This window comes from Pseudomonas maumuensis (assembly GCF_019139675.1).
GTDB lineage: Bacteria > Pseudomonadota > Gammaproteobacteria > Pseudomonadales > Pseudomonadaceae > Aquipseudomonas > Aquipseudomonas maumuensis.
This window is the reverse complement of sequence record NZ_CP077077.1, coordinates 4,476,826-4,490,600: the sequence shown is the minus strand read 5'-3', so window position 1 is coordinate 4,490,600 and position 13,775 is coordinate 4,476,826. Positions and strand designations below refer to the sequence as shown.

At 61.5% G+C, this 13,775-nt stretch carries 16 protein-coding genes; 6 read left to right on the top strand and 10 right to left on the bottom strand.

Going from position 1 to position 13,775, the window contains the following annotated elements:
• Positions 1 to 109: 109 nt before the first annotated feature.
• Positions 110 to 1,084 (top strand): flagellar protein MotY, encoded by a 975-nt coding sequence (locus KSS90_RS20110; RefSeq protein WP_217866985.1) that lies wholly within the window; start codon positions 110 to 112, stop codon positions 1,082 to 1,084.
• Positions 1,085 to 1,212: 128 nt separating this feature from the next.
• Positions 1,213 to 2,430, top strand: a complete 1,218-nt coding sequence (locus KSS90_RS20105) for an argininosuccinate synthase (protein WP_046854456.1) — start codon at positions 1,213 to 1,215, stop codon at positions 2,428 to 2,430.
• Positions 2,431 to 2,472: 42 nt separating this feature from the next.
• Here the strand turns inward: KSS90_RS20105 and KSS90_RS20100 are convergent, their stop codons facing one another.
• Positions 2,473 to 2,934, bottom strand: coding sequence for a hypothetical protein (locus tag KSS90_RS20100; RefSeq protein WP_217866984.1), 462 nt, complete (start codon positions 2,932 to 2,934; stop codon positions 2,473 to 2,475).
• A gap of 371 nt (positions 2,935 to 3,305) precedes the next feature.
• On the opposite strand from KSS90_RS20100, the gene KSS90_RS20095 reads away from it, so the two are divergent.
• Positions 3,306 to 3,932 (top strand): response regulator transcription factor, encoded by a 627-nt coding sequence (locus tag KSS90_RS20095; protein WP_217866983.1) that lies wholly within the window; start codon positions 3,306 to 3,308, stop codon positions 3,930 to 3,932.
• Between the two features lie 46 nt (positions 3,933 to 3,978).
• On the opposite strand, the gene KSS90_RS20090 is transcribed toward KSS90_RS20095, so the two are convergent.
• The 7 genes from KSS90_RS20090 to metG all read right to left on the bottom strand — a co-directional run bounded on the left by KSS90_RS20090 (position 3,979) and on the right by metG (position 9,737).
• Positions 3,979 to 4,155: a PA3496 family putative envelope integrity protein gene (locus KSS90_RS20090; protein ID WP_217866982.1), complete on the bottom strand. Its 177-nt coding sequence runs from the start codon at positions 4,153 to 4,155 to the stop codon at positions 3,979 to 3,981.
• A 104-nt stretch (positions 4,156 to 4,259) separates the two neighbouring features.
• Positions 4,260 to 4,898, bottom strand: coding sequence for an endonuclease III (gene nth, locus KSS90_RS20085; RefSeq protein ID WP_217866981.1), 639 nt, complete (start codon positions 4,896 to 4,898; stop codon positions 4,260 to 4,262).
• 4 nt (positions 4,899 to 4,902) lie between these two features.
• Positions 4,903 to 5,427 carry an Rnf-Nqr domain containing protein gene (locus tag KSS90_RS20080; protein WP_217866980.1) on the bottom strand — a complete coding sequence of 175 codons (525 nt, stop codon included), beginning with the start codon at positions 5,425 to 5,427 and terminating at the stop codon, positions 4,903 to 4,905.
• On the bottom strand, positions 5,424 to 6,035 hold the full coding sequence (locus KSS90_RS20075; protein ID WP_217866979.1) for an RnfABCDGE type electron transport complex subunit G: 612 nt from the start codon (positions 6,033 to 6,035) through the stop codon (positions 5,424 to 5,426). Before KSS90_RS20075 ends, KSS90_RS20080 begins: the two co-directional genes overlap by 4 nt.
• Positions 6,032 to 7,003 (bottom strand): RnfABCDGE type electron transport complex subunit D, encoded by a 972-nt coding sequence (locus KSS90_RS20070; RefSeq protein WP_217866978.1) that lies wholly within the window; start codon positions 7,001 to 7,003, stop codon positions 6,032 to 6,034. Before KSS90_RS20070 ends, KSS90_RS20075 begins: the two co-directional genes overlap by 4 nt.
• Positions 7,004 to 7,057: 54 nt before the next feature.
• Positions 7,058 to 7,606: an Rnf-Nqr domain containing protein gene (locus KSS90_RS20065; RefSeq protein WP_217866977.1), complete on the bottom strand. Its 549-nt coding sequence runs from the start codon at positions 7,604 to 7,606 to the stop codon at positions 7,058 to 7,060.
• 88 nt (positions 7,607 to 7,694) lie between these two features.
• Positions 7,695 to 9,737, bottom strand: a complete 2,043-nt coding sequence (gene metG / locus KSS90_RS20060; protein WP_217866976.1) for a methionine--tRNA ligase — start codon at positions 9,735 to 9,737, stop codon at positions 7,695 to 7,697.
• 158 nt (positions 9,738 to 9,895) lie between these two features.
• Between metG and apbC the strand changes: the two genes are divergently transcribed.
• On the top strand, positions 9,896 to 10,990 hold the full coding sequence (gene apbC / locus KSS90_RS20055) for an iron-sulfur cluster carrier protein ApbC (RefSeq protein WP_217866975.1): 1,095 nt from the start codon (positions 9,896 to 9,898) through the stop codon (positions 10,988 to 10,990).
• A 119-nt stretch (positions 10,991 to 11,109) separates the two neighbouring features.
• On the opposite strand, the gene KSS90_RS20050 is transcribed toward apbC, so the two are convergent.
• Positions 11,110 to 11,319 (bottom strand): cold-shock protein, encoded by a 210-nt coding sequence (locus KSS90_RS20050; RefSeq protein ID WP_016488765.1) that lies wholly within the window; start codon positions 11,317 to 11,319, stop codon positions 11,110 to 11,112.
• A 327-nt stretch (positions 11,320 to 11,646) separates the two neighbouring features.
• On the opposite strand from KSS90_RS20050, the gene dcd reads away from it, so the two are divergent.
• Positions 11,647 to 12,213 carry a dCTP deaminase gene (gene dcd, locus KSS90_RS20045; RefSeq protein ID WP_023630764.1) on the top strand — a complete coding sequence of 189 codons (567 nt, stop codon included), beginning with the start codon at positions 11,647 to 11,649 and terminating at the stop codon, positions 12,211 to 12,213.
• 97 nt (positions 12,214 to 12,310) lie between these two features.
• Positions 12,311 to 12,553, top strand: coding sequence for a hypothetical protein (locus KSS90_RS20040; protein WP_217866974.1), 243 nt, complete (start codon positions 12,311 to 12,313; stop codon positions 12,551 to 12,553).
• 6 nt (positions 12,554 to 12,559) lie between these two features.
• Here KSS90_RS20040 and KSS90_RS20035 read toward each other — a convergent pair whose 3' ends face one another.
• Positions 12,560 to 13,675 carry a succinylglutamate desuccinylase/aspartoacylase family protein gene (locus KSS90_RS20035; RefSeq protein WP_217866973.1) on the bottom strand — a complete coding sequence of 372 codons (1,116 nt, stop codon included), beginning with the start codon at positions 13,673 to 13,675 and terminating at the stop codon, positions 12,560 to 12,562.
• Positions 13,676 to 13,775: the final 100 nt, after the last annotated feature.

Here is a 13,775-nt window from a genome sequence, read left to right as displayed (position 1 = left end):
ACTCAGAAGCCAATGCTACCGGAAAACCCCTGTTCGAGCACGGCTATCAAGTTTTCCGACAGACGTCCGATAGCATTCAGGTAAGCCGTCAGAATCAGTGGAGCCGACCGTGCGCCAGCGTTACCTAGCCCTGTTCACCCTTGTCGCCAGCCTGCCGGCCGGGGCCATGACTTTCCAGACCCGCGTGGAGAACGTCGCCTGGAAAGTCGAGGGTGATCAGTTCGAATGTCGCCTGATCCAGCCGATCGACGGTTTCGGCAGCGGCGAGTTCGTACGCCGTGCCGGCGAACAGCCGACATTCCAGCTGCGTTCGGACAGCAACGTTCTCGGCGCAGGTTCCGCCACCTTGTTGGCCGCCGCGGCGCCCTGGCAGCCAGGGCGTGGCGATATCAACCTCGGTGCGGTACACATGAGCCGTACCGGCGTGCTGTTCACCTCCAGCCAAGGCCAGGCAAGCCGCCTGATCAATGGCCTGCTCGACGGTCGCAGTACGGTGGTGCGCAACTACCGGGGCGAGGGTGGCCGGCCGATGGAAGTGCGCGTGATGCCAGTCAGTTTCGCCAAGGCCTACAGCGACTACCAACTGTGCGCTGCAAAGCTGCTGCCAATGAACTATGACCAGATCCGCCAGACCCAGGTCGGTTTCCCCGGTGGCGGAATCGAACTGGATAGCTCGGCGCGCGCTCGCCTGGATGTGCTGCTCGATTACTTGAAGGCCGATCCGACGGTCAACCACATCGAACTCAATGGCCATTCCGACAACAGCGGCAATCGCCTGACCAACCGTGACACATCACGTCGACGGGCGCTGGCGGTAGCCGAGTACCTCAAGGCCCATGGCGTGCCGGAGGAGCAGATCACCGTGCGCTTCCACGGCGAGCGCTACCCGTTGGCCAAGAACAACTCTGCCGGCAACCGGGCGCGAAACCGCCGGGTGAACATCCAGCTCGAGCGCGTGACCCCGGTGGAGAAACCGGTCGAGCAATCGGCAGTGCCGGTGCCGCCGACGGCCCCAGCACCTGAAGCCGCCACACCAACAACGCCTGCGGCCGCGGCCGCCAAGCCCGCTCCGGCGAAATCCTGAGTGCGACATCGGGTCGCGCGCTCGACAATTACTGTCGCTTTGTCGTCACAAGCTGTCGCCCCATTGTAAATTTTTCGGTAAGGCCGGTAGAATCATCGGCTTTCCGTACAACCCCGTGGAGTGATGGCATGGCGGACGTAAAAAAGGTCGTATTGGCGTATTCCGGCGGCCTTGATACTTCGGTGATTCTCAAGTGGCTGCAGGACACCTACAACTGTGAAGTGGTGACCTTCACCGCTGACCTCGGTCAGGGCGAGGAGGTCGAGCCGGCCCGCGCCAAGGCCCAGGCGATGGGCGTGAAAGAAATCTACATCGACGACCTGCGCGAAGAATTCGTGCGTGATTTCGTATTCCCGATGTTCCGCGCCAACACCGTCTACGAAGGCGAGTACCTGCTGGGTACTTCCATCGCCCGCCCACTGATTGCCAAGCGTCTGATCGAAATCGCCAACGAAACCGGCGCCGACGCCATTTCCCACGGTGCGACCGGCAAGGGCAACGACCAGGTGCGTTTCGAGCTGGGCGCCTATGCGCTCAAGCCTGGGGTCAAGGTCATCGCGCCATGGCGTGAGTGGGACCTGCTGTCCCGCGAGAAGCTGATGGATTACGCCGAGAAGCACGGTATCCCGATCGAGCGCCACGGCAAGAAGAAGTCGCCGTACTCGATGGACGCCAACCTGCTGCACATCTCCTACGAAGGCGGTGTCCTGGAAGATACTTGGACCGAGCACGAGGAAGACATGTGGAAATGGAGCGTCTCTCCGGAGAGCGCCCCGGACCAGGCCACCTACATCGAACTGACCTACCGCAACGGTGACATCGTCGCCATCGACGGCGTCGAGAAAACTCCGGCCACCGTGCTGGCCGATCTCAACCGCATCGGAGGTGCCAACGGCATCGGTCGTCTGGACATCGTCGAAAACCGCTATGTCGGCATGAAGTCGCGCGGCTGCTACGAGACTCCGGGCGGCACCATCATGCTCAAGGCTCACCGCGCCATCGAGTCGATCACCCTGGACCGTGAAGTCGCTCACCTGAAAGATGAGCTGATGCCCAAGTACGCCAGCCTGATCTACACCGGCTACTGGTGGAGCCCGGAGCGTCTGATGCTGCAGCAGATGATCGATGCCTCGCAGCTCAACGTGAATGGCGTTGTCCGCCTGAAACTGTACAAGGGCAATGTCACCGTCGTGGGCCGCAAGTCGGACGATTCGCTGTTCGATGCCAACATCGCGACCTTCGAGGAAGATGGCGGTGCCTACAATCAGGCCGACGCGGCGGGCTTCATCAAGCTTAACGCACTGCGCATGCGCATTGCGGCCAACAAGGGGCGTTCGCTGCTGTAAGCCCTCATGGCAATGAAGAAACCCGGCCATTGCCGGGTTTTTTCATGCCTGAGATTCTGGCAGTGCGGCGGTCGTGGCCTCGTCATCCGGCATGGGGGCGACTGAAATATGGATGCAGGTGCGCGTGTCGAGGTTGTACAGCATCCAGCGTCGCTGTCGTCCATGAGGTCGTTCGATCATTCTCAGTACATGGTTTTCGATGATCTTCTGACTGTCGGCCCCGGAAATGGCGATGATCATCGCGCCTTTGCTCCCCGCAGTAGGCGTGTGTCGAGGCTTGTGCGCGTTGCTGGTATTCCTGTCAGGCGCGAACAGCGAGCCGGCATTGACGTTGAGCGTGAGGAAGAACAGCACGGTAAGGAAGAACGGGAATCCCACCAGGAACCACGTATATAGGGTTTGGCTGTCTTCGCTTAGAAACGGCAGCGATGCCAGGGCGGATGCTTCGATCACGCCGGCAAAGACGGCGATTAAGGCCAATGGACTGATGGGATCGCGGTTCATGACGAGTGCCTGGCAATGCTTTGCCCATCAGTAGCTCGTTTTTCCGACGAACATAAGCTTGAGTTATTTCCCCTCCTGGTTACCTGTGCAGCTTCAGCCTCAGTCCTTATCCAGTACGTATAGTCGAAATTTCCCGCATGAAGTGTGACTCAGTGGTACTTGGATCCAATTCTTGCGACTGCTACTTTCTGGATCGTTGCGAGGAACCTGCATCTATTACATTTTGTGAAATGGCTGTGTGTAGGAAAGGTCTCTTTTAATAGTAGTCCACTTCTTTCGGTGAAATTGCCAGGGAAACCGCTGCATAAATAATCGTTATGCTCGGGTGTGGTGGTCTATCGAACTAAAAATAACGTATCAATGGGAATCGCATGAATAAAGTGCTGATCGTGGATGATCACCCGGTCATTCGCCTGGCCGTACGCATGCTGATGGAACGGCATGGCTACGAAGTGGTGGCGGAGAGTGACAATGGGGTGGATGCCTTGCAACTGACGCGGGAGTATCTACCGGACATCGTCATTCTGGATATCGGGATACCCAAACTGGATGGGCTTGAAGTGATTGCCAGGATGACACTGGCGAGTCCGGCGACCAAGGTGCTGGTATTGACCTCCCAGGCGCCTGGACACTTTTCGATGCGCTGCATGCAGGCAGGGGCGGCGGGTTATGTTTGCAAGCAACAGGAGCTGACCGAGTTGCTCAGTGCCATCAAGGCGGTACTGTCCGGCTACAGTTATTTTCCCAACCAGGCACTGCACAAGGGGCGCTCGGGGACGGGGGGAGCCACGGAAATGGAAATGGTCGAACGGCTTTCCGGGCGGGAAATGATGGTGCTGCAGCAGCTCGCACGGGGAAAGAGCAACAAGGAGATTGCCGACAGCATGTTCCTTAGCAACAAAACGGTCAGTACCTACAAGACTCGTCTGCTCCTCAAGTTGAATGCCCGTTCATTGGTGGATCTGATCGAACTCGCCCAGCGCCACGGCCTAGCCTGAGCCCAATTGAAAAAGCCTCCGTTCAGGAGGCTTTTGCATGTCTGGGCTAAAGGTCGTAGTCGAAGTCGGCCAGTTGCTTCTGCAGGCGTCGCTCCTCGAGCATATTGTCGATGGTACGGCGTTTGCTCAGGTTGGTCTTGGCCGGTTCGGCCTGCGGCTCCACATCGTCGTCCGCACTCGGGAAATCGTCGTCGCTCGCCAAGTCTTCTTTATCGGTGCTCATGCGTCACTCCAAGCCAAAGGGCCATTGGCCGTCCTTATAGCGGGAATCGCAGAGCGGGTAAAAAAGATTTTTTCAATCGCCTTGAGCAGTTGTCAGGTGTCGCTTCAATCGTCCGAGGTCTTGAGCTTGTATTCGCACAGATCCTCGATTCGGCAACTGCCACAGCGCGGTTTTCGAGCCTGGCAGACATAGCGGCCATGCAGGATCAGCCAGTGGTGGGCATCGAGCAGAAAGTCCTTCGGCACGAACTTGAGTAGTTTCTTTTCGACCTCCAGAACGGTCTTACCCGGCGCGATGCCCGTGCGGTTGCTGACCCGGAAAATATGCGTATCGACGGCCATGGCCACTTGGCGAAAAGCGGTGTTGAGCACCACGTTGGCAGTCTTACGACCGACGCCGGGCAGTGCTTCCAGCGCTTCACGGGTCTGCGGGACCTCACCTGCGTGCAGTTCGACCAGCAGGCGGCAAGTCTCGATGACATTCTTGGCCTTGCTGTTGTACAGCCCGATGGTCTTGATGTACTCGCTCAGACCTTCTACCCCCAGGGCGTAGATAGCTTGCGGAGTGTTGGCGACCGGGAACAGGCGAGCAGTGGCCTTGTTGACACCGACATCGGTCGCCTGGGCTGAGAGGATCACGGCAATGAGCAGTTCGAAGGGACTGGAGTAGGCCAGTTCGGTCTTGGGTTCGGGATTGTCTTCATGCAGCCTGCGAAAGATCTCCAGGCGTTTGGCGGCATTCATGGGGTCAACGGCTTCCTTGACGGCGTGAGGATGTGGTCGATGGGCGGACGTAATTGTAAAAGCCCAGCAGCAGGCCGAGCAGCAGGAGGGCGCCAGGGGCTAGCATGGCAATGTGCAGGCCGATACCGTCGGTCAGCAGTTGACGGCAGCCCCCCAGCGCGATGCTGGCTGCCAACAGACCGCCCAGGCCAAGGCCTAGCTGGCGGTAGTGGTGCTTGTGTCTTGGCAGCTGCTCGATGGCCTGGCAGGGCAGGGCCAACAGAAGAGGGTACAAGGCAAGCTCCCGGGCCATAGGCAGTGCCCACGCGTTCAACCCCAGGTACAGGCATGTTGTCAGGCTTGCGCTCAGTAAAACGCTCGCGCAGAGGCTGGCCTGCCTTACCAGGTGGCGGCGCAGAGGCGCCATCAGCGCCTGGTGCAGGCCGATCAGCAGGATTGCGCAAAGGCCAATGGTGAGCGCCTGGGCAAGGGTTCGGGTGGCACCGAGCAATGGTGTCAGGCTGGCCACTACCAACCAGGATCTGTTCATGGACGCGCCTCGCCGAGCAATGATGGACGGTGGTCGTCGAAATAGCGCAGCGCATCCTGAGTCGCCTCGATCACGGCCCGAGAGGTTACCGTCGCGCCTGCCAACTGATCGAACGCGCCTTGGTCCCGCTTGATCGCCCAGGCCTGCTCGGGTATGCCTTGTAGTCCCTGGCCGATGAATTGCTCGAGCCAATGGTTGGCTGGATTCACCAGTTGATCTCCCAGGCCGGGGCTCTCCTCTTGCTCAAGCACGCGCATGCCCATCAGGCGACCGTTGGGGGCAATGGCGATCAGCATTTCAATGGCGCCGGCATAACCCTGGAACCTGCTGTGCAGCAGAATGGCCGTTGGGACGCCCGCCAGCGTTGCGCGATATCCGGCCAGCAGCCGGCTACGACGCAGACCTGTATCCGCCAGGGCCAAGGGTGACTGCAGGGGGTGGTTGTCGTAGCTGCCCGACGGCAGCACATTCAGCCACTGCTGCTCCCGCCATTGGCGCTCAGCCTGTGCAATCGGTCCGGCAGTGAAGCGTTGCCAGGCCAGTGTCGTGGCAACGGCCAGGCTCGCCACCAGTAACAGCCATGGGGCGCTGCGCCAGCGGGCATTCATAGGCAGGCCTGCTGGCGGCGTTGCGCCCAGCGGTCCAGGGGCGGTGCCGCAAGGTTCATGAGCAGGATGGCGAATGCCGTGCCGTCGGCAAAGCTGCCCCATGTGCGGATCAGGTAGATCAGCAGCCCGGCGCCGATACCGAACAACAGGCGGGCCAGTGGCTGCTTGCAACCCGTCACCGGCTCGGTGGCGATGAAAAACGCCGCCAGCATGGTCGAGCCTGATAGCAGGTGTAGCAGGGGCGAGCCGTTGGAGTCGGAGCCGGAGCCATTCCAGCTCAGCAAGCTGAACAGGAATAAGGCGCCGAGCAAGCCGACGGGCGCATGCCAACTGAAGACCTTGCGTTGCATCAGGAACAATCCGCCGATCAGGAAAGCGAGGTTGACCTGTTCGCTGCCGCGTCCGCCGAAGTGGCCGAAGGCCGAATGGCTGGCAAACAACTCGTCAATTGTCAGACTGCGGTTGTGGCGCAAGACATCGAGCACCGTGGGGCTGGCCCAGGCATCGATGCGATCACTGGTACCCAGGCTCAGGTTCAGGCTGTCCAGCAGTCCGGAGGCCTGGCCGGGCCAGTGGTTCATCTGCAGGGGGAAGCTCAGCAGGACGAACGCATAACCCACCATGGCTGGGTTGAACAGGTTGTGCCCCACGCCACCGAAGGCTTGTTTGCCCAGGCCAATAGCGACGCACGCGGCGATGACTGGTAGCCACCAAGGGGCTTGACTGGGTAGGGCCGCGGCCAGCAACACGGCGGTGACCAGCGCGCTGCCATCGCCCAAGGCCGAAGCAACCGGGAGCTTGCGCCAGCCCAGCAACAAGGCCTCGGTGGCCAGCGCCGCGCAACTGCTCAGTAGCAAATTGATCAGCACGCCCCAGCCCTGCAGCCAGAACAGCGCCAGCAGGCCGGGCGCGCAGGCCAGCAGTACCAGTTGCATGGTGCTGCGCAGGCGGGGATCACGTGGCGGCATGGGCCTGCGGCTCCTCGACATCTTGCTGGGCGGTGGCGTTGTGCATGCGCAGGTTCATGGTGCGAAGAGTCCGTTGAATCCTGAGAACGCCATGGCCATTACCCCAGCACCGATCAATTGGATGGGCAGGCCGCGTAAGGCTACGGGGATCTCGGCTTGGCGGCTGCGCATTCCCAGGTCTGCATAGAGGATCAGCGCAAGCCAGAATCCTAGGGCGCCAACCAGCGGCCATGCCAGTAGCCGCCAGCTGTCCATGCCGTCATGGGGCAGTTGCAACAGCAAGCCTAGCACCACGGCGTTCGTGCTCAGCAGGCCCTGCAGGCCGTGTGCGGGCCAGTCTGGCCGCAGTCGCTGAAGCAGCGTCGGCAGCGTCCAGGCCAATGCCGCCAGCAACGGTAGGAAGATGAACAATCGCAGGTCCTGCAACTGCAGTGGCACCAGCAATTGCCAGTACAGCGCCATTCCGACAGGCAGCGCCACGACTATCAGGAGTGCGCTGCATAGGCCCAGTGCATGCAGGCGTGCGTGTTCGACTGGCTCGGCCTGCAGGACCAGGTGATTGATCAGCGCGGCGCTGACCAGAACCAGAACGTAGTCACTCATGGCGATGCCGGCAACGGGAGAATGGCGCCATTATCCGGCAGTAGGCGGCAGATGCAAATGCCCCGGCCAATTGGCCGGGGCAGAGAGTTTACTTGATGCGCTGGCCTGGCTTGGCACCGCTGTCAGGGCTGAGCAGGTAAATTTCCTCGCCGCCCGGGCCGGCTGCCATGACCATGCCCTCGGAAACCCCGAAGCGCATCTTCCGCGGCTTGAGGTTGGCCACCATCATGGTCAGGCGGCCTTCCAGCTGGGAAGGATCCGGGTAGGCCGATTTGATGCCCGAGAACACATTGCGCCGCTCGTCACCGATGTCCAGGGTCAATTGCAGCAGTTTGTCGGCACCTGGCACGGCTTCGGCCTTGACGATCAGCGCCACGCGCAGGTCGACCGCAGCGAAGGTGTCGAACTCGATCTCGGCCGACAGCGGGTCCTTGGTCAGCTCGCCATTGCCCGCCGGCGCGGTCTTGGCCTCGGCAGCCAGCAGGTCTTCCTTGCTGGCGGCGACCATGGCTTCGACCTTGGCCGGTTCGATGCGGCTCATCAGCGCCTTGAACGGGTTGAGCTTGTGGTTTTCCAGGCGCGACTGGTGGTCGTTCCAGGTCAGCGGCGCGACATTGAGGAATGCCTCGGCGTCGGCAGCCAGAATCGGCAGTACCGGCTTGAGGAAGATCACCAGCTGGCGGAACAGGTTGATGCCCTGGGCGCAGATGGCCTGGACCTCGTCCTGCTTGCCTTCCTGCTTGGCCAGCGACCACGGTGCCTTGTCGGCGATCCAGGCGTTGGCGCGGTCGGCCAGGGCCATGATTTCGCGCATGGCGCGACCGAAGTCGCGGGCCTCATAGGCCTCGGCAATCGAAGGGGCGGCAGCGAGGAAGGCTTCGCTCAGCTCCGGCGCGGCATCACCTGCGACCATCACGCCGTCATTGCCTTTGTGGATGAAGCCGGCACAGCGGCTGGCGATGTTGACTACCTTGCCGACCAGATCGGAATTGACCTTTTGCACGAAGTCCTCGAGGTTCAGGTCAAGATCGTCGACTCCGCGACCCAGCTTGGCTGCGTAGTAGTAACGCAGGTATTCCGGCTGCAGGTGGTCGAGGTAGGTGCGCGCTTTGATGAAGGTGCCGCGTGACTTGGACATCTTCGCGCCGTTGACGGTCAGGTAGCCGTGAACATTGACCGCGGTCGGTTTGCGGAAACCCGCACCTTCGAGCATGGCTGGCCAGAACAGGGCGTGGAAATTGACGATGTCCTTGCCGATGAAGTGGTACAGCTCGGTCTCCGAGCCTTCACGCCAGAACGCGTCGAAGTCCAGCTCGGGGCGGCGCGCGCAGAGGTTCTTGAAGCTGGCCATGTAGCCGATCGGCGCGTCCAGCCAGACGTAGAAGTACTTGCCGGGCTCGCCTGGGATCTCGAAGCCGAAGTACGGCGCATCACGGGAAATGTCCCATTCCTGCAGGCCGGAATCCAGCCATTCGGCGAGCTTGTTGGCTACGGCATCCTGAAGGGTACCGCTGCGGGTCCACTGCTGGAGCATCGCCTGGAAGTCGGGCAACTTGAAGAAGAAGTGCTGGGAATCACGCAGTACCGGGGTGGCGCCGGAGATGGCCGACTTGGGGTTCTTCAACTCGGTTGGGGCGTAGGTGGCGCCGCATTTTTCGCAGTTGTCGCCGTACTGGTCCTCGGTCGCGCACTTGGGGCAGGTGCCCTTGATGAAGCGGTCGGCAAGGAACATGCCCTTTTCAGGGTCGAAATACTGGGTGACCGAACGGGTGGCGATATGCCCGGCGTCGCGCAGGCGGGTATAGATCAGGCTCGACAGCTCGCGGTTCTCCTCGCTGTGCGTGGAGTGGAAGTTGTCGAAATCGACCAGGAAATCGGCGAAGTCGGCGCTGTGCTCGGCCTGGACGTTGGCGATCAACTGTTCGGGCGTGATGCCTTCTTTTTCCGCGCGCAGCATGATGGCCGAGCCATGGGCGTCGTCGGCGCAGACATAGAGGCACTGGTTGCCGCGCAGTTTCTGGTAGCGCACCCACATGTCCGTCTGGATGTACTCGAGCATGTGGCCAAGGTGGATCGATCCATTGGCATAGGGCAGGGCGCTGGTGACGAGAATCTGACGTGGCTCGGACATGGTGGCTCGGCTACTTATCTGGCTACGGGGTAAAAATGAGGGTGATCGGCCACTATAAAGGGCTGGCGAATATATTTCACCCCAACAACGCATCCGCTGACGATTGACGGGTTAGCATAGGCACCTGTTTCGTTTTCAGTTTGCCAATGGGAGCCTCCATGAGTGCCGTCACCCGTGCCGCCGTCGAAGGCGTGCTTCGCCAGTACACCGACCCCTACCTGAACCAGGATCCGGTCAGCGCCGGTTGCGTGCGCGCCATCGATATCCAGGGCGAACAGGTCAATGTGCAGTTGCAGTTGGGTTATGCCGCCGGGCTGTTCAAGGGTGGCTGGGCGCAGGTGCTGCAGACTGCCATCGAGAACCTCGACGGCGTGGCTTCGGCCTCCGTCACCATCGATAGTGTGATCGCCACGCATAAGGCCCAGGCTCAAGTGCCGGCCATGGCCAATGTCAAGAACATCATTGCCGTGGCATCGGGCAAAGGCGGCGTAGGCAAGTCGACCACTGCCGCCAACCTGGCTCTGGCCCTGGCCCGCGAAGGTGCTCGGGTCGGCATCCTCGACGCCGACATCTATGGCCCCAGCCAGGGCGTGATGTTCGGCATTCCCGAGGGTACCCGCCCACAGGTGCGCGAGCAGAAGTGGTTCGTGCCGATCAAGGCCCATGGCGTCGAGGTCATGTCGATGGCCTTCCTCACCGATGACAACACGCCCATGGTCTGGCGCGGCCCAATGGTCTCGGGGGCGTTGCTGCAACTGGTGACCCAGACCGCCTGGGACGACCTTGACTACCTGGTGATCGACATGCCGCCAGGCACTGGCGATATCCAGCTGACCCTGGCGCAGAAGGTGCCGGTAGCCGGTTCGGTGATCGTCACCACTCCGCAGGACCTGGCGTTGCTGGATGCCAAGAAGGGAGTGGAAATGTTCCGCAAGGTCAACATTCCGGTGCTGGGCGTGGTGGAGAACATGGCGGTACATATCTGTTCCAACTGCGGCCATGCCGAGCACCTGTTCGGCGAAGGCGGCGGCGAGAAGCTGGCGGCCCAGTACGGCGTCGAGCTGCTGGCGTCGTTGCCGTTGTCGATGCTCATCCGCGAACAGGCTGACAGCGGCAAGCCGACCGCGATTGCCGAGCCGGAAAGCCAGATCGCCATGGTCTACCAGGAGCTGGCGCGGCAGGTGGGGGCGCGGATCGTGCTGCAGGAAGCGGCGGCGCCGGCGATGCCGAGCATCACCATCAGCGAGGATTGAGGCTCAGGCAGTCCTGTGGGGGCGGGTTCGCCCTCACGATGGCATAAAGGCCATTCGATCAGGCACAAAAAAACCCGCCATAGGCGGGTTTTTTTTGAAAGCGAGGAAGCGAGATCGACTTAGGCGATCTGAACTTCTTCAGCCTGCATGCCTTTCTGGCCGCGGGTAGCGACGAAAGTAACAGCCTGGCCTTCTTTCAGGGTTTTGAAGCCGTCAGCTTGGATGGCTTTGAAGTGCACGAACAGGTCGTCACCCGACTGAGGGGTGATGAAGCCGTAGCCTTTCTCATCGTTGAACCACTTGACGGTACCGGATTGACGGTTGGACATGTTTCTGTCTCCTTGGACAAAGTTGATTACGGTCAGGAAAAACCCTGGCCGGGACTGAGTGCAAAGAGAGCAGAAAATTCAGCGATGGGCCGATGATAATCGTGCATCAAACTAGAGATTCTCGGTGTCACGTGCAGCACAGTGGCGCCACCTTAACCCACTTTCCACAACCTGCCAATGGTCAAGGAGCGCTTTGATGAATTTCGGATCGGCGGCCGTTGCAGGCCCCGTCTGGCGCGGGATAGGCATGGAAACTTTAACCCGCGCGCCGGGACCGGTAAGATGCGCATCTCGTTTTTCACCTTGCACTCTTCAGGACACCCCGCCATGAGCATCAAATCGGACAAGTGGATTCGCCGCATGGCGCAGGAACACGGCATGATCGAACCGTTCGTCGAGCGCCAGGTGCGCGGCGAGCACGACAGCCGGGTCATCTCCTTCGGCGTCTCCAGCTACGGCTACGACGTACGCTGCGCCGACGAATTCAAGGTATTCACCAACATCAACTCGGCCACCGTCGACCCGAAGAACTTCGACGCCGGCAGCTTCGTCGACATCAAGAGCGACGTGTGCATCATCCCGCCGAACTCCTTCGCCCTGGCCCGCACCGTCGAGTACTTCCGCATCCCGCGCGACGTGCTGACCATCTGCCTGGGCAAGAGCACCTACGCCCGCTGCGGCATCATCGTCAACGTCACCCCGCTCGAGCCTGAGTGGGAGGGCCATGTGACCCTGGAGTTCTCCAACACCACCACGTTGCCGGCGAAGATCTACGCCAACGAAGGTGTGGCGCAGATGCTGTTCCTGCAGTCCGATGAGGAGTGTGAAGTGTCGTATAAAGATCGTGGCGGCAAGTACCAGGGCCAGCGCGGCGTTACCCTGCCGCGCACCTGAGCCGACAAAGCGCGGGAATTGTTTCTGCGCCTGGCACTCCAACGAGTGAACAGTTCCGGCGCGCATGACGTGCGCCGGCTCTCGTCAGGAGCCTCTCATGAAACTCGACCCCGCAATCAGTGCCAAGCTGGCCGTCCTGCAGCCGAACCATATCGGATTGCTGGCCTGGTCGCTGCTGGCCCATCCGCCGATACACACGCCACTGCCCATGCGCGCTGGTGGAGTACCACACCAGCCTGATCCCGACACCCCCCAGCCGCCGCAGCCTGGCGAGCAGCCACCGATGGAGCCGGGCGAACCGACCCTGCCCGATGAGCCGCCTCCCGCTCCGGTGGCGTGACGCCGCTCAGTTGCCCAGCAGGTAACCGCTGCGACAGACCTGCTCGCCTGCCACATGGGCGACCACCATGCCCGCGGTGGCCATGCGCCTGGTGCTGCGGGCATAGAGTAGCCCGGCGTGGCTGTTACGCAACGGGGTAACTCGGTCGTTGAGCGGGTCGATCACTTCGGCGATCAGCTCACCGGCGGGCAGGTATTGCCCAGGGCTGGCATGGAACACCAGCAAGCCACCGAGCGGCGCCATGACCGGTTCCACCGCCGCCAGCGGTGTAGCCGGATGGCGTAGCGCGGGCAAGGGCGCCGGTTGGCCTTCGATGACCCCGGCGTGGGTCAGGAAGTCGAGAATCGCCAGGCAGTCCTGGGTGGCCAGGGCGTGGCTGACATCGGCCTGGCCGCGCAACTCGATGGTCACCGAAAAACTGCCCTGAGGGATCGGGAAGCGTTTGCCGAAGCGCTGCTGCAACTGCCACCACACCAGGCTGAAACACTCATCGAACGATTGCCCGCCCGAGTCGGTGGCCAGCAGGCTGGCCTGGACGCCCAGGTAGCGTGCCAGCGGTTCCACCTGCGGCCAGGCCTCGGGCGTGGTGTACAGGTGCTCGACGGCTTCGAAGTCGCAATGCAGGTCGAGCACCATGTCGGCGTCGCAGGCCAGGCGCTGCAGGGTCAGGCGCTGGGACTGCAGCGGCGTGTGCGCGGGGTGGGCATCCAGGCCGCGGCGCAGGTATTCACGGATCAACGCCAGGTTGTGGTCCGGGTCCTGGGAGAGGTGGCCTTCGATCTGGTCACCGATGCTGTCCGACAGGTCGACGAACCTGCGGTTGAAGTTCTCGCCGCTTTGCAGCTCGAAGCGCCCAAGGGGCGCGTCCAGCAACACCTGCTCGAGGCCGACCGGGTTGGCCACCGGCACCAGGATGACCTCCTTGCGCAACCGCCCCTGTTGTTCCATGTCCGCGAGCCGCTGCTTGAGGTGCCAGGCCACCAGCATGCCCGGCAGTTCATCGGCATGCAGCGAAGCCTGGATGTACACCTTGCCGGCGCCACGCGGGCCGAAATGGAAACTGTGCAACTGGCGGGCGATACCCGGGACAGGAGAGAGCAGGTCGTGGGTCGAGTGATGCATGGTGGTCCTGATGTCAGCGTTGTAGGGCGAAGGCTGGGATCAAGGATAGAAGCATAACTTCGGGGGCGACGCACTATTCACATAGGAGAGCGCAAGAGGA

Excerpts from the sequence above, each read along its gene's own strand:
- KSS90_RS20105 (WP_046854456.1), top strand. The coding sequence starts at position 1,213 with ATGGCGGACGTAAAAAAGGTCGTATTGGCGTATTCCGGCGGCCTTGAT.
- KSS90_RS20100 (WP_217866984.1), bottom strand. The coding sequence starts at position 2,934 with ATGAACCGCGATCCCATCAGTCCATTGGCCTTAATCGCCGTCTTTGCC.
- KSS90_RS20095 (WP_217866983.1), top strand. The coding sequence starts at position 3,306 with ATGAATAAAGTGCTGATCGTGGATGATCACCCGGTCATTCGCCTGGCC.
- KSS90_RS20090 (WP_217866982.1), bottom strand. The coding sequence starts at position 4,155 with ATGAGCACCGATAAAGAAGACTTGGCGAGCGACGACGATTTCCCGAGT.
- nth (WP_217866981.1), bottom strand. The coding sequence starts at position 4,898 with ATGAATGCCGCCAAACGCCTGGAGATCTTTCGCAGGCTGCATGAAGAC.
- KSS90_RS20080 (WP_217866980.1), bottom strand. The coding sequence starts at position 5,427 with ATGAACAGATCCTGGTTGGTAGTGGCCAGCCTGACACCATTGCTCGGT.
- KSS90_RS20075 (WP_217866979.1), bottom strand. The coding sequence starts at position 6,035 with ATGAATGCCCGCTGGCGCAGCGCCCCATGGCTGTTACTGGTGGCGAGC.
- KSS90_RS20070 (WP_217866978.1), bottom strand. The coding sequence starts at position 7,003 with ATGCCGCCACGTGATCCCCGCCTGCGCAGCACCATGCAACTGGTACTG.
- KSS90_RS20065 (WP_217866977.1), bottom strand. The coding sequence starts at position 7,606 with ATGAGTGACTACGTTCTGGTTCTGGTCAGCGCCGCGCTGATCAATCAC.
- metG (WP_217866976.1), bottom strand. The coding sequence starts at position 9,737 with ATGTCCGAGCCACGTCAGATTCTCGTCACCAGCGCCCTGCCCTATGCC.
- apbC (WP_217866975.1), top strand. The coding sequence starts at position 9,896 with ATGAGTGCCGTCACCCGTGCCGCCGTCGAAGGCGTGCTTCGCCAGTAC.
- KSS90_RS20050 (WP_016488765.1), bottom strand. The coding sequence starts at position 11,319 with ATGTCCAACCGTCAATCCGGTACCGTCAAGTGGTTCAACGATGAGAAA.
- dcd (WP_023630764.1), top strand. The coding sequence starts at position 11,647 with ATGAGCATCAAATCGGACAAGTGGATTCGCCGCATGGCGCAGGAACAC.
- KSS90_RS20040 (WP_217866974.1), top strand. The coding sequence starts at position 12,311 with ATGAAACTCGACCCCGCAATCAGTGCCAAGCTGGCCGTCCTGCAGCCG.
- KSS90_RS20035 (WP_217866973.1), bottom strand. The coding sequence starts at position 13,675 with ATGCATCACTCGACCCACGACCTGCTCTCTCCTGTCCCGGGTATCGCC.